Source organism: Stutzerimonas sp. KH-1 (assembly GCF_054483855.1).
The window spans coordinates 763,544-776,915 of sequence record NZ_CM137011.1; the positions used below are offsets into that span (position 1 = coordinate 763,544).

Below are 13,372 nucleotides of genomic sequence, written 5' to 3' on the forward strand. Positions count from 1 at the left end.
AGCCGCAGAGCATCGGTGATGACTCTGCGGCTTCTTTGTTACCTGATCGTCAGGCGATCAAGCGATGCAGCTTAGCGGCCCAGGTTGTAGTCCGCCGCGGCACCGATACCGATGACGTTGGCCGACGGCAGCAGCTGGCTGATGAAACGGTTCCAGCGGGTGATGTTGGCCGGCCCGACGAACACGACGTCCTGCGGCTGCAGCGGGAAGTGCTTGGCCAGGGCAAAGGCGGTCGGCGACTTGGCGTTCAGCTGAAAGACCTTGGCCGGCTCGGTCATCATGTCTTCCGCGCCACGAATCACGTACAGCGCCTCACCATCGGCGGTCTCCTGACGAATGCCGCCAGCGGTGCCCACTGCATCCATCAGGTTCATGGTGGTGGCCTTGAAGGACAGAGCCTGCGGCAGGTTTACCTCGCCCAACACGTAGATCTTGCGCTGGTCGTTGTACGGCAGGTGCAACTGGTCGCCGTCCTTCAGGTAGACCTGGTGCAGCCAGGAGTCCGGACGGTTCAGCGAGTCGACGTCGAGCATGTACTCGCGGCCGTCACGCTTGAGGGTCAGGCCAGTGAGATCGGCCGTTTCGGTGTCCACGCCGGCCTGGCCGATGGCCTGGGTGATGGTCATCGGCGCGGTGGTGATCGGTACTTCACCAGCGGTATCGAACGCACCGGAGACCACCACACGCTGGCTGCCAAAGCGCAGGATCGAGACGTCGACCTGCGGGCTGTCGATGTAGTTGGTCAGGCGACGCGCGATGGTGGCGCGCAGTTCTTCGATGGTCTTGCCAGCGGCCTCGACGTTGCCGATGTACGGATAGAAGAGGGTGCCGTCAGGGCGCACCAGACGACCGTTGGCGTCCAGCTGCTGCTGTGGGCCGGAGGGTGCAGTCAGTTCCGGGTGATCCCATACAGTGATGTAGAGCAGGTCATTGGCGCCGATGCGATAGGCGCTGGGCTTGTAGTTCAGCAGTTCCTGCTTGCTGGAGGTACCCATGTCGGAGGCCAGGTCGCCCTTGAGCATCTCCGGCGTGATGCGGATCAGCTGGACCGTGCCGTGCTCGGCTTCGGCGCCATCCTTGAATTCATCGGGATCGAGATACTGGCCAGGGGCGAAGGCGCAACCCTGCAGCGCCAGTGCGGAAGTAAAAGCAAGAGCAATAAATGGTTTCATGGGTTGTTCATCCTTGACGGAGTGGTTGTTGTTCAAAGAGTGAGACGGCTGGATTCACTGTTCTGCCTGAGGCATTCGAGTTGTTGTTTCGCCTTTCCAAGAGGATCGGAGTCATTACTCCACACTCCTCAGCGACCAAATCGGATCGGTAGCCAAAGTTTCTCTCCTTCCTGAATGTTCATCTCCTGCAGCTTTTTTATTTCAGCTACGCGGAAGCGTTATTGCTTTTCCTCCTGGCAGTAAGACTGCGGTTTAATTCGGCAGGGTTTAATCCTTTATTCGGTTGAGAGTAAGCCCCGCTGCCTTCTGCCTGGGATGCGCGACGCGCGTGGTTAGTTCGATGTTGAATTGCCATCGCGTCGCACTTTTCACAGTAGGGATAGACCGTCCCGGTCTGGCGGGGTTCATCGTGTTTCAGTGCAATTGCAGCCATTTTTTCGATGAATGACTCAACTGTCCTGCTTGGCCGGTTTGGCCTTGTCCATCCGGTAGCTCTTCTCCCGCATGAATGCCGGAACTATGAACAGCGCATCATGGGCGTAACGTTTTACCAATCGCTTGGGCTCGGAAAGCATCCTGTGCAGCCACTCGAGTTTGCAGTTCTGCATCCATACAGGCGCACGCTTAATACTGCCGGTGGCAAACGAGATGGATGCGCCGATACAGAAGCCCATGCCGGTTCGTTCGTGACCTTCGATGGAACTGGCGAGTATTTCCTGCCGCGGTGCGCCGACCGCATAGAACACCAGTTCGGATGGGTGTTCGCGAACGAACTGCAGGGCTCGCTGCACTTCTTCCGGTTTGTTGATGAAACCCATGGGCGGGTTATGGTGGTACACCGTGATGCCAGGATAGAGCGCGCGCAATTTGCTGCATTCCTGTTCGGTGGCGCCGATCAGTACGATGCGCAGATGCTCGCGGTTGGCCCAGTCGAGCAGGTCCATGGTCAGGTCGCTGCCGGGAATGACTTCCTCGATCTGCACGCCGAGCCGCTGTAGCAAAGGCTGCAGGATCCGGCTGTCGCACAGGCGCAGGCGAGCCTTGGCGTAGGCCTCGCGCAGGGCAGGGTTGTCCTGCAGCTGAGCCAGGTGATCGACGTTGGGTGTCACCACGAACGAGTAGGGCTGCCTGACCCCTTCGCGAATGCAGTCCAGTAGGGCTGCCTTGCTGCCGGTATAGAAGTTCACACCGAACGCGTGGTTAGTCTGGTTAGGGAAACTCTGAAGAAGACTTCCTGATTTGGCAAAATGCCCAGACTCTCCACCCGCCCGAGTTTCCGATGAAGCAGATGACCTTCGCCGACGCCGAGTACGCCGGTAAGCGCAAGCAGACCCGCAAGGAATTGTTCCTGATCGAGATGGATCGGGTTGTGCCATGGAAGGGTTTGATTGCCTTGATCGAGCCGTATTACCCCAAGGGCGAAGGCGGCCGACCCGCCTATCCGCTGATGGCGATGCTGCGCGTACATCTGATGCAAAACTGGTTCGGCTACAGCGATCCGGCGATGGAGGAAGCGCTGTACGAGACCACCATCCTGCGTCAGTTCGCCGGGTTGAGACTGGAGCGCATTCCGGACGAGACCACCATCCTCAATTTCCGCCGGCTGCTGGAGAAGCGTGAGTTGGCGGCCGGTATCCTTGGCGTGATCAATGGCTACCTGGGAGATCGCGGCCTGTCGCTGCGCCAAGGCACCATCGTCGATGCCACGCTGATCAATGCGCCGAGTTCGACCAAGAACAAGGACGGCAAACGCGACCCGGAGATGCACCAGACCAAGAAGGGTAACCAATATTACTTCGGCATGAAGGCCCACATCGGAGTGGATGATGAGTCGGGTCTGGTACACAGCGTAGTCGGTACGCCAGCCAACGTGGCGGATGTCACTCAGGTCGACAAGTTACTGCACGGCGACGAAAACGTCGTTTGCGCCGATGCCGGCTACACGGGCGTCGAAAAGCGCTCCGAACATGAAGGCCGGGCGGTGATCTGGCAGGTCGCGGCACGCCGCAGCACTTACAAGAAGCTTGGCAAGAGCAGCCCGCTCTACAAAGCCAAGCGCAAGGTCGAGAAGGCCAAGGCGCAGGTGCGGGCGAAGGTCGAGCACCCGTTTCGGGTGATCAAGCGCCAGTTTGGTTACACCAAAGTTCGCTTTCGAGGGCTGGTGAAGAACACGGCGCAGTTAGTGACGCTGTTCGCCCTGTCGAACCTGTGGATGGCGCGCCGACATTTACTGGCGAATACAGGAGAGGTGCGCCTGTAATGTGGGAAATGGCCGGCGCGAGGTGCTCGCGGCGGCTAAAAATCCAGAAAAAATGGATGATTCGATCGTTTTTTAGACGAATCGCCGCTTTTAAAATTGGCAGGGCTGAAGTCAGCCAGAAATACGTGACTACTTCAGACCATCCTTAGACACTCATCGTTACTCCCTTGAATGCGCCCTTGATGCCGGACCAGGCGAGGCTGGGGTGGTTGTACTCCTTGATGACGGTGATCGCCGACAGGAAACAGGCCGACGCCAGTGCGAAACCCTGGCCGTAAAAGCGCTTGTTGAAACGGGTCGCCGCGCGATTGCGGTAGTAGTGATAGAAGGCCGAACGGCCGCCCGAGCTGAGCGAGCCGTAATGGAACAGGCGACTCTCGGGCACGACGCGGATCGACACGCCTTTCTTCTTCGCCTGGAATTGCCAGTCGACTTCCTCGGAGTACATGAAGTACGCCTCGTCCATCAGGCCGATGCGCTCGATCAGCTTGGCAGAGAACGCCAGGCTGCAGCCCATCAGGTAGTCGGGCTGCTCACTGTTGTTTGCCATGGCTTCGAGGGTCTGGTCCTTGCCCAGCAGCTTGGCCTTGCCCAGCAGCGGATAGAGCTTGCCGCCGCCGTAGCACTCCAGGCGGCCGCTATCGGCGCTGAGGATGACCGAGCCGACGAACTGGCGATCGTTCTCCGCCAAGGCTGCCAGCAGCGGGGAGAGCGCGTCGCTGTCGACGTAGGTGTCGTTGTTTACGATCCAGAAGTTGGCCACCGGCAAGTTGTCCAGCGCCCAGCGCAGCCCGTAGTTGTTGCCACCGGCGTAGCCGTTGTTCTCCGGGTTGGCGAGCACGGTGACGTTGTGTCGTGGCTGTGCCTCCAGCCACTGGTTGAACGTCACGACGGAGCCGTCCTGGGAGTCGTTGTCGATGACCACCACATGGTCGAGAGCCGGGCAATGAGCGAGCAGGCTCTCAACACAACTGATGGTTTCAGTGGCTGCCTTGTAGTTGAGGATAAGCGCGACGTTCATGGATAGGTTCCTGGCTGCGGAGGTAACGGGCCCGAAGGGCATGAATGACGAACAACATGGCGATGACCGACTGGCCGTATTCGAAGAAGCCGTTAAGCGGCCAGATGACGAAGAACGCCAGCATCGTCGCGTAGATGAAGGTCATGTCGCTGGCGATGTTCTTGGCGATACGGTGATAGACGAACAGCGTCATCGGAACGATGAGGAAAGTCAGGAAGCCGAAGCGGAACAATGTGCCGATGATTCCGACATCGGACAGGAAGAAGTGCTCGCCGAAGTAGGGAATGAAGCCGTCTTGCCACATCAGCGACAGTGAGCCGCTGGGCAGCCAGTTGACCTGCTTCAGATGATCGAAGATCAGGGCGATGGTGACCGAACGCGCGCCGTCTTCCACGCCTTCCAACGTGCTGTCGTAGAACTCGACATTGAGTCCGAGAATTTCCAGCAGGCTCGGATAGAAATAGAACGGCGATAGCAGAATCGACAGCGAAGCCGCCCAGATGATGGCCTTGGCACGCAGGCAGAACAGGGTGAAGGCCAGGCACAGGACGATCAGCTGGCGCGTCTGGGTGGCGAACACCAGGGTCAGCAGCAGCAGCGCGGCGATCACCAGATAGAAGGTCTTGCTGCGCGCGGCGCCGCTGATTGGCGAGGCGCCCTTCGACCAGATCTGGATGCAGTAGAAGTAGGCCAGGCAGATCAGGAACGGGCCGATCGAGGAGCGGTCCGGGCGGTCGTCAGAGCGCACCTCCGGGCGCATGTCCGGAATCACACCGAACTTGAAGCACCAGGAGAAGAACGCTGCGATCAGTGCGGCATAGAGAAACGCGCGCTCGAACTGCAGGGTGCTGACGCGCTTGCCGAGGAACAACAGGGGAGCGAAGCCTAGGCAGAACAGTACCCGTCGTTCTTCGATGAGTCCGAAGACGATTGGTTGGCCATAGGTGTAGTGCGCGAATACCGCCGGCATCAGCAGGAAAACCACTGTGCTGTACAGGCAGTAGTACATCAGAATGCGAAATTCACGCGGAGCTTCTTCCGCCGAGGCCAGCAACAGCAGGATGGCGAATATGACGCAGACCGCGAGATACGCCTCGTTCAACCCCTTGATGCCGTAGGGGTTGTGCGGGCTGTCACCGAACACGGAAAAATGCAGCACGATCGCCAGGATCAGCAGCGGAAAAAAGAAGAAGCGTGAGGTGAAATTCGTCATCAACCTGAGTCCTTAGGTATTGGTTCCCTGAGCGCTACGGCCTTTCATGCCGTCTCCAGCGCTCGCTTCTTGATCTTCTTGCGCCGCACCAGCAGGCCGGTGAACGCCTTGAAGCTCTGGTAGAAGCCGATCTCCTTGGCCCCTTTGCCCAGCTCGAAGCCTTTGTACGAAGGGGTTTTGAGCATCAGCAGTTTCATGGCCAGCAGCCGCGGCAGGATCGTGGTGCGGCGGTAATACTGAAACGGCTGGATGGCAAAGATGCTGCCCGTATCGAAAGCCTCGGCTTTGACAACGCCAGCTGCCTCGGCGTTGCGAAAAAGTTCGCGGCCTTTTGCAGTGCGTACCAGAATCAGTGAGTTGCCCTCGCGCTCCTCGAACGACGGGTAGCCCTTCTCGTCGCCTTCCCAGCCATCGGCGCAGACGATGTCGGCGAACTCGCCGATGCCGTCCGGGCAGATCTTGCAGCGGGTCTGCAGATGCCGATTGAGCACCTTTCCCCAGGAGTCGTTGTAGGTCATGGTGCGCTCGTCGCCGTTCTTCAGCGTGGCCTTGGTCAGCCCCGGCCAGCCGTCGCCGCGGTAACGGAAGGCGGTGACGTCCTCGCGCTCGACTTCCAGTTTGTCCAGCACCTGCTCGGTGCCTTGCAGGCTTGGCGTACCGGCGCACATGAAGGAGACGATGTAAGGGATGTTTTCCTTCAGCCGCGGGTTGTGCTGCTGCATCTGGCGCACTGCGGCGACGTCGCAGGGCTTGCCGATGAACAGGTACTTCTCGGTGGACATGGCCACCCACTTCAGTGCCTCGCCAGGGCTGGCCGGCGCGTAGCGCGAGCCTGAAGAGGCGATGACGTTCTGCCGCGAGCGGCTGATGGTGGCGACGTTCTCCAGCGGATCGGTCTGCGAGGCCTGGATCTGGATGACGCCGTCGACCAGCTTGTGTTCCAGACAGTACTGCGCCAGGGCAGAGATCACGCCGCCGGACGAGCCGGCCTGGCGGATCTCGTCATCAGCGGCGTAGCCCTTGAGCGTGTCGAGAATCTCACCCCAGATAGGGTGGTAGTTCGCCGACTTGTACGGGCGGATGTCCAGGTTCAGTGCCGGGCAGGACTTGGCGAACGCCGCGCTGGTCTGCTCGCTGGCCACCGGCTTGTCCTGGTACTGGCTGTTGAGCACCGGGCGGTGATAGCCATCACCGGTCAGGCGAATCTTGATGGCATCGTCCTCGGCGACCGAGCTGCACATGCCGCAGCCACTGCACAGGTCGTTGTTCAGCACGCGGTTCAATAGAGCTTTCATAGCTGCCTTCCCTTGAGCGGTCGGTCGGACACATGGCGCGACCGGCAATATTTGACGAGTCCGGTCATGCGGGCTGGTGCCGCTTGCGGTAGATGGCGAGCACCGCATAACCGTAGATAGCTGTCAGGACGACCATGCCCAGAGTGGACACCCAGGGGGCCGCCTGTATTCCGTGCGTCGGAATGAAAATCCAGTAACAGAGCACCGTGATCACGCCCGAGGCGATGATCCCGAAGGTGCGCAAGAAGCCCGTGCCCATGGCCATCAGCTGCACACCCAGGCCGGCGGCGATGAAGCGCGCCGCGGTGAAGCAGGCGAAGGCCAGCCAGAGGGTGTTCAGCTCGGCGTACTCGGCGCCGAGGAAGTAGTCGGTGAACAGCGGGCCGATGAAGAAGAACGCCAGCGCGAACACCAGTCCCATGCCCGCATACTCGCCGAGGATGCGCAGGCCATAGCGGGCCAGCCCGGCGGTCTTGTTGTGCAGCTGGTAGGCGAAACGCGGGATATGCACGCTGGCCAGCAGCACGCTGAACGGCACCGCGCCCTGGATCAGCCGCGAGCCGGCGAAATAGATGCCCGCCGCTTCGCGCCCGGCGAGGTGGTTGACCAGAATGACGTCCAACTGGGCAAAGATGTTGGTGGCGCCGCTGTCCACCGCGAAGCTGGTGGAAGACTTGAAGCGCTCGGCCAGCACCTTCCAGGAGTTGCGCAGGATGCCGCCCAGTTCGAGCATCTTCGACAGCGCGCGCAGAGCGAAGGTGGCGTAGATCAAACGTGACGCCAGGAAGGCGACGCCGATGGCCAGCACATCGTTGCGCAGCAGGATCGCCGCGCCGATCAGGACGAAATGCACCAGTGCCGTCGCCGCCACGATCTTCGTTTCGCGATGGAACTGGCCAATGCTGCGAAACACCGTCAGGCCGAGGTCGCCGTAGGACGAGGCCAGGGTGCCGAGCAGGAACAGCACCGCGGCAAAGCGCTCGGTAGTATGCAGATCGAGGACGAACAGGATGATCGGCAGCAGCACGATGCAGGCCGGCAGTACCAGTACGGACTTCGCCGCCAGGCTGGCAGACATGATCTCGCCCGCGCGATGACGCTCGGCGCCGATGTCGCGCAAGGCGCGCATGCCGAAGCCGTAGTCGGTCACCAGGGCGACGATGGTCGACCAGGTGATCACGATCGAAATGAAACCGAAATCGCTCGGCCCCAGCGTTCGCGCGAGGATCAGCAATGTCCCGAGCTGCACGGCGGTGCGAGCCGCCGTGGTAACCCCCATCAGGGCGTGATCGCGCATGATTATCTCTGATACGCGGCCTGGGGCTGGTGCAGGGTGGCGAGGATCTGTTCCAGCGCCACGCTGTAGGCGTCCAGCTTGCGGCGGATGATCGCACCGCTGGCGGCGACTTCAGTCTTGAGCTGTTCGCGGTTGTCCAGGTGCGACAGAACCAGTTCCAGTGCGCTCTCGGTGTCCTCGGTCTTGAGGTCCACCACGCGGTGGTAGTCGAGCGACTGATAGAGCCCGGCGAACTTGCGGCTGTAGGCAAGCGGCACGACCGGTACGCCGGCGGAGAACGCGCCGATGGTCGCGTGCATGCGTGCGCCGACGAAGAAGTCCATGCCGCTGATGTAGGACTTGGCCTCAATTGGTCCCTTGAAGCGTGGCGCCAGCTTCAGCTCGGGATGCTGCTGCTGCAGTTGCTGGGACACGGTGTAGTCGTCCTCGGCCGGGAAGCCGATCGGGATCACGTGGGGTACCAGATGTACTTCATGGCCGCGCTCGAGCAGCGTGCGGATCAGCCGGTCGGTCAGCGCCTTGTAGTCGGCACGCAGGCCGAACTGGTTGGCCGTGCCTTCATAGCCGCCGTGATGCAGCAGCGCCGAGACGCTGAGGCCGACAGCCAGCTTGCTCGGATCGCGCTGTTCGCTCTGGCGCTCGAAGGGGAGGGCGAAGGCGACGTCGATGACTTCGTCGCGATTGGGGATGTTCAGCTGCTTGAGCACGTCGAACGACTGGTGGTCGCGGGCGAAGACCATGGTGCTCTTCTTCATTGCCCAGGCCGAAGCCTTGGTGCCCCAGTCCGACTTGAACGGGCCGATGGTCTGCGGCGAGAGGATCAGCGGAACGCGACCGCCCAGGGCCATGCCTTTGCTGACCAGCAGCTTGATCAGGCGCTTGGCACCGTAGATGTCGGAGAAGCTGTCGCCTTCGCCGATATCGAACACCGCGTCACAGGAGCTGATTGCCTGGTACAGGCCGTGGGGATTCTTCAGCAGGGCCTTCTCGTTGAACTCGATGAATTCGTATTTGAAACGCTCGGTGGACGGCGGGTAGTCGCAGGGGCCGGACGAACCGATGATCAGGAACTCCGGGGTGATCCCGCATTTGCGCGCGGCCTCGTCGATCAGCAGCATGTTGGAAATGCTCAGGGCGCCAACCCCGAGGTTGCCGGAAGAGAACGAGTGCCATAGCAGTCCGAATTTCATGTTCGAGTCACTCCAGAATCAGTCAGCGGTGTGCGCAGGGGTAGGGCCAATGGCAGTGCAGTCGTTCGCCAGGTGTTTGCGCATGAGCTCCATCTGAGGACGGTCCTCGCCCTTGCGCGGCTCGATTGCAAGCTTGTAGGTGCCCCAGCCGGGGCCACCGGCCCAGTAGGCGCTGGGTACGCAGTTGTCATTGAGGTAGGCGAGCAGGTTGTCCATGGCGACCGCCGCTTCGGGCAGGTCGTCGGGAATGCCGTATTCGCCGAGGAAGCCTTGCTGGCCGTGTTTCTTCAGCCACTCGATAAAGGGGCGAGCGCGCTCGACGCCGATCATCGGGTCGATGTCGCGGCTGGTCTGCGCCATGTATTTGCCGGAGAAGTCCTGGTCGAAATACAGGTGCGCTTCGTAGACGATGCGGTCGGCCGGGTCGTTGATCAGGAAGTTGGCGTTCACCAGCGGCCAGTGATAGGCACTCGACCAGCGCTCGCCCTCGACGAAGATCAGCGTCTGATCATCGACTTCGCGAATCGCATCGACCGCCGCCTGCGCCGCGCCTGGCCAGAGCCCGACGGTGCCGTGCGGCTCGTTCATGATGTCGTAGCCGAGCAGGCCGCGATGGCCTTTGAAGCGTTCGGCCAGCTGTCGCCAGACCGAGGCATAGGCTTCGTAGGGCACCTTGCTCGAGCCGATCAGCTCGCCGTGGTAACGACCGTAGTTGTGCATATCGAGAATGACCTTCTGGCCATTCATCGCGGCCAGATCCAGGGTCTTCTTCAACAACCGGATCTGGTCGAAGTTCAATCCATCGTCCAGGGAATGTTGAACCCGCTCCCAGATGAAGGGGAAACGGATCAGTTTGATCCCCTGATCGGCGTAGTACTTGAAGTGCTTCTTTTCCGGATAGAAGTAATGGGTACCGTTCTTTCCGGGGGTGATATGGGGCGCGAAGCCGGCACCGGACAGATTGACCCCCAATAACGCGAGGCCGTCATCGCCCTTCGGCCAATCGGCGGCGCAGACGCCCATGGCCGACAGCGCGGCCATCAATGCCAGGGCCAGTCGCGTCGAGCGTCTGGCGGGCCGGTTGGGGTGGCTGGTCATTAGCTAACACCTATCTTCAGGCAAAAAAACGTCTACTGACGCGCTTGGTCAGTTGCAAAGGCAGCAGGAAGAATGTGAACCGGTGGGTTCGGCAAGGCGACGGGATAACCGTCGCCATGCGGCTCACCTGTTATTTGGTGCTGGCGTATTCGTACTGGTAGTAGCCGTACTCGCCATAGGTGGAGGCCTTGCGTACCACAGCGTTGAATATCACGCCCTTGACCAGCAGGCCGTTCTGCTCGAGACGACGCTTGGCCGCTTCGATTTCCTTCAGACCGTTGAGGCCATAGCGGGTGACCATCAGCGTGGTGCCGGCCTGGCTACCGACCAGAGCGGCGTCGGTGACGGCCAGGATCGGCGGGGTATCGAAGATCACCAGGTCGTACATGTGGCTGATCTCCTTGACGAAGCGCGAGAAGTTCTCGTGCATCAGCAGTTCCGACGGGTTCGGCGGCAGCTGGCCATGGGTGATCACATGCAGGTTGTTGAGCTGGGTCTTCTGGATGGCATCGAACAGGGTGATGCGGCCGGAGAGGATGTCCGACAGACCCTTGTCTCCATCGCAACGCATGACCTTGTGCAGGTAGCCCTTGCGCATGTCGGCGTCGATCAGCAGCACGCGCTTGCCGGACTGCGCGACCACGGCTGCCAGGTTGGTGGTTACGAACGACTTGCCCACCGCCGGGCTCGGGCCGGTGATCATCAGCACGTTGTTCTTGGCCTCGATCATGGCGAAGTGCAGGCTGGTACGCAGGCTGCGCATCGCTTCGGTGGCCAGGTCGGCGGGCTCGTTGATGGTCAGCAGGTAGGAGGCGGTGCTCTTGTCCCGCTTGAAGTTGGCAAGGCGTTTTTCCAGCGCGGCCTGCTTGTCGGTGAATGGAATCGAGGCATACACCGGAGTGCCGGTACGCTCGATGTCTTCCGGATTCTCCACGCCGCGCTTCAGGGCTTCACGCACGTAGACGAAGGCCGTGGCGAGCAGGGCGCCGAGCAGGGTCGCAACGATTACCACCAGCGGCTTGTTCGGCTTGACCGGGTTCTCCAGGTCGGCCGCTGCATGGTCGATGATGCGCACATTGCCCACGGTGCCGGCGCGGATGATGTCCAGCTCCTGGGTCTTGTTCAGCAGCATGGAGTAGGTTTCCGAGGAGACCTCCACATCACGGTTCAGGCGCAGCAGTTCCTGCTGGGTCGAGGGCAGGGTGCCGATCTGCTTCTCCAGCTCTTCCTTCTGCATCTGCAGCTGGTTGATCTGATTCATCAACGCCTGGAAGTTCGGGTGCTGGCGGGTGAAGCGACGCTCCATCTCGGTGCGCTTGAGGTTCTGCTCGGAGATCTGCTTTTCCAGATCGACGATGCGGTCGAGCACCGACTGGGTCTCGGCGGTGATGTCCACCGAGCGCGAGCCGGTCTGGTACTTGTTCAGTGCGGTCTGTGCGGCTTCCAGCTTCCTGCGTACCGCCGGAACCTGCTCGTTGAGGAATTCCAGGCTCTGCGTGGCTTCGGCAGCATTGCGTGCAACGTTCTGGTCGACATAGAGGTTGGCGACTTCCTCCAGCACACGAATGGCATGGGCAGGGTCCTGATCCTCGAGCGTCACGTTGACGATGCCCGACTGCTTGCCGCGCTCGGCGGCGGACAGGCGCTGCTGGTAGCTCTCGGTAGTGTTGTAGGTGCGGTTCTTGATCACGGTAAAGGTGGTGCCGGGACGTGCGTTCAGCTCGGCCACGGTAGCCCGATAGTCTTCGTTCTCGACCGGCTCGCCAACGATGCCCTGGATGAGCACTTCGTCATCCTCATCACGCAGGATGAATCCGTTGTTCTCGGCCGCTTCCAGCGTCAGTTCCTTGCCGTGCATCTTGTCAGGCACTTCCAGCTGAGTGACCTTCAGTGTCTCGCCACCCCAGGCGTAACCGCCTAGTCCGGCCGGATACCAGCCCAGCTCGCCTTCCTCGCTCGGCTCGAATCGGCGCGCCATGAAACCGCCGATGATCGGGAAATGATGCGGCTTGATGATGATGTCGAGGTTCAGGTTGCTCACCGCACCACCCACCACCGAGCGCGACTTGAGCAGCGCGATTTCCGTCTGTGCAGGCGAAACCGGTGGGTTGGTGTTGACCACGTCGGTCAGGCTCGGCAGTCCGTTCTTGGGCTCGATCTGGATCATCGCGCTGGCCAGGTAGACCGGCGTCGCGAGCAGCGCATAGGCAATCCCGAGCGCGGCGAAGAAGCCGGTGATCCCCAGGATGAGCACGCGGTTGTTGATGAAGGTGTCAAAGAGGTGGGCCAGATCGATGTCCTTGTCCTCTTTGGTTTCATAGATTGGGCGGGGCATGGTTGTCATCGAAGTTCCTTCTTCATTTCAGGTAAGGAAGCCAGCTCTCGACGGATTGCGTCAGGAGATTGTGGACATGTTCAAAAGCGGGTTTGGATTGACGGTAGGGGTCCGGAATTTCCAGATCGTCTTGCCATTTGCCGATGAGAAACGTTTTGCCATGCACCTCGGGTGCTATCTGGCGAAGGTGCTGTACATGGCTATGCTCCATTGCCAGGATCAGGTCCGCCTGGTGCAGCATGTGGCTGTCGACCTGGCGCGCGCAGTGGGTCGGAAAATCCAGTCCGTGGTCCTGCAATACTTCATGAGCGGTCTTGTCCATGGGGTTACCTACTAGTGCACCAATGCCTGCCGAGCTGATCGTCAGGCCCTGGTCGCCGAGTCTGTGCAGGAACAACGCCTCGGCCGTGGGGCTTCGGCAGATGTTTCCGACACAGACGATCAAGATGTTCTTGAACATGGTGTTCACCCTCGCGGCCGCGTATTCGCAG

Annotated in this window: 11 protein-coding genes; 1 reads left to right on the forward strand and 10 read right to left on the reverse strand. The window is 60.7% G+C overall.

The genetic code is table 11. The annotated features are described in order from the left end of the window. Positions 1-71: 71 nt before the first annotated feature. Positions 72-1,172: a polysaccharide biosynthesis/export family protein gene (locus tag ACX1DW_RS03815; RefSeq protein WP_133456739.1), complete on the reverse strand. Its 1,101-nt coding sequence runs from the start codon at positions 1,170-1,172 to the stop codon at positions 72-74. A 449-nt stretch (positions 1,173-1,621) separates the two neighbouring features. Beyond that, positions 1,622-2,359 (reverse strand): WecB/TagA/CpsF family glycosyltransferase, encoded by a 738-nt coding sequence (locus tag ACX1DW_RS03820; RefSeq protein WP_458992814.1) that lies wholly within the window; start codon positions 2,357-2,359, stop codon positions 1,622-1,624. A gap of 92 nt (positions 2,360-2,451) precedes the next feature. Here ACX1DW_RS03820 and ACX1DW_RS03825 point away from each other — a divergent pair, with 92 nt between their 5' ends. Next, entirely contained in the window at positions 2,452-3,432 is a 981-nt protein-coding gene (locus tag ACX1DW_RS03825; protein WP_014819624.1) for an IS5-like element ISAch1 family transposase, read from the forward strand. Between the two features lie 145 nt (positions 3,433-3,577). On the opposite strand, the gene ACX1DW_RS03830 is transcribed toward ACX1DW_RS03825, so the two are convergent. From ACX1DW_RS03830 to ACX1DW_RS03865, 8 genes are all read right to left on the reverse strand, one after another. After that, positions 3,578-4,453 carry a glycosyltransferase family 2 protein gene (locus tag ACX1DW_RS03830; protein ID WP_458992815.1) on the reverse strand — a complete coding sequence of 292 codons (876 nt, stop codon included), beginning with the start codon at positions 4,451-4,453 and terminating at the stop codon, positions 3,578-3,580. Then, a complete protein-coding gene (locus tag ACX1DW_RS03835; RefSeq protein ID WP_312965107.1) occupies positions 4,413-5,666 on the reverse strand; it encodes a hypothetical protein in 1,254 nt (417 codons plus the stop codon). Before ACX1DW_RS03835 ends, ACX1DW_RS03830 begins: the two co-directional genes overlap by 41 nt. Positions 5,667-5,710: 44 nt before the next feature. Further along, positions 5,711-6,961 carry a Coenzyme F420 hydrogenase/dehydrogenase, beta subunit C-terminal domain gene (locus ACX1DW_RS03840; RefSeq protein ID WP_458992816.1) on the reverse strand — a complete coding sequence of 417 codons (1,251 nt, stop codon included), beginning with the start codon at positions 6,959-6,961 and terminating at the stop codon, positions 5,711-5,713. A gap of 64 nt (positions 6,962-7,025) precedes the next feature. After that, positions 7,026-8,258 carry an oligosaccharide flippase family protein gene (locus ACX1DW_RS03845; RefSeq protein WP_458992817.1) on the reverse strand — a complete coding sequence of 411 codons (1,233 nt, stop codon included), beginning with the start codon at positions 8,256-8,258 and terminating at the stop codon, positions 7,026-7,028. Positions 8,259-8,260: 2 nt separating this feature from the next. Further along, positions 8,261-9,448, reverse strand: a complete 1,188-nt coding sequence (locus ACX1DW_RS03850; RefSeq protein ID WP_458992818.1) for a polysaccharide pyruvyl transferase family protein — start codon at positions 9,446-9,448, stop codon at positions 8,261-8,263. An 18-nt stretch (positions 9,449-9,466) separates the two neighbouring features. Then, positions 9,467-10,546 (reverse strand): glycoside hydrolase family 5 protein, encoded by a 1,080-nt coding sequence (locus ACX1DW_RS03855; RefSeq protein ID WP_458992819.1) that lies wholly within the window; start codon positions 10,544-10,546, stop codon positions 9,467-9,469. Positions 10,547-10,676: 130 nt separating this feature from the next. Next, a complete protein-coding gene (locus ACX1DW_RS03860; RefSeq protein ID WP_458992820.1) occupies positions 10,677-12,890 on the reverse strand; it encodes a polysaccharide biosynthesis tyrosine autokinase in 2,214 nt (737 codons plus the stop codon). Positions 12,891-12,903: 13 nt separating this feature from the next. Continuing rightward, positions 12,904-13,341: a low molecular weight protein-tyrosine-phosphatase gene (locus ACX1DW_RS03865; protein WP_458992821.1), complete on the reverse strand. Its 438-nt coding sequence runs from the start codon at positions 13,339-13,341 to the stop codon at positions 12,904-12,906. Between the last annotated feature and the right edge of the window lie 31 nt (positions 13,342-13,372).

What these genes read in the sequence shown, in the direction of transcription:
- ACX1DW_RS03815 (WP_133456739.1), bottom strand. Translation starts at nt 1,172, where the DNA reads ATGAAACCATTTATTGCTCTTGCTTTTACTTCCGCACTGGCGCTGCAG.
- ACX1DW_RS03825 (WP_014819624.1), top strand. Translation starts at nt 2,452, where the DNA reads ATGAAGCAGATGACCTTCGCCGACGCCGAGTACGCCGGTAAGCGCAAG.
- ACX1DW_RS03830 (WP_458992815.1), bottom strand. Translation starts at nt 4,453, where the DNA reads ATGAACGTCGCGCTTATCCTCAACTACAAGGCAGCCACTGAAACCATC.
- ACX1DW_RS03835 (WP_312965107.1), bottom strand. Translation starts at nt 5,666, where the DNA reads ATGACGAATTTCACCTCACGCTTCTTCTTTTTTCCGCTGCTGATCCTG.
- ACX1DW_RS03840 (WP_458992816.1), bottom strand. Translation starts at nt 6,961, where the DNA reads ATGAAAGCTCTATTGAACCGCGTGCTGAACAACGACCTGTGCAGTGGC.
- ACX1DW_RS03845 (WP_458992817.1), bottom strand. Translation starts at nt 8,258, where the DNA reads ATGCGCGATCACGCCCTGATGGGGGTTACCACGGCGGCTCGCACCGCC.
- ACX1DW_RS03850 (WP_458992818.1), bottom strand. Translation starts at nt 9,448, where the DNA reads ATGAAATTCGGACTGCTATGGCACTCGTTCTCTTCCGGCAACCTCGGG.
- ACX1DW_RS03855 (WP_458992819.1), bottom strand. Translation starts at nt 10,546, where the DNA reads ATGACCAGCCACCCCAACCGGCCCGCCAGACGCTCGACGCGACTGGCC.
- ACX1DW_RS03860 (WP_458992820.1), bottom strand. Translation starts at nt 12,890, where the DNA reads ATGACAACCATGCCCCGCCCAATCTATGAAACCAAAGAGGACAAGGAC.
- ACX1DW_RS03865 (WP_458992821.1), bottom strand. Translation starts at nt 13,341, where the DNA reads ATGTTCAAGAACATCTTGATCGTCTGTGTCGGAAACATCTGCCGAAGC.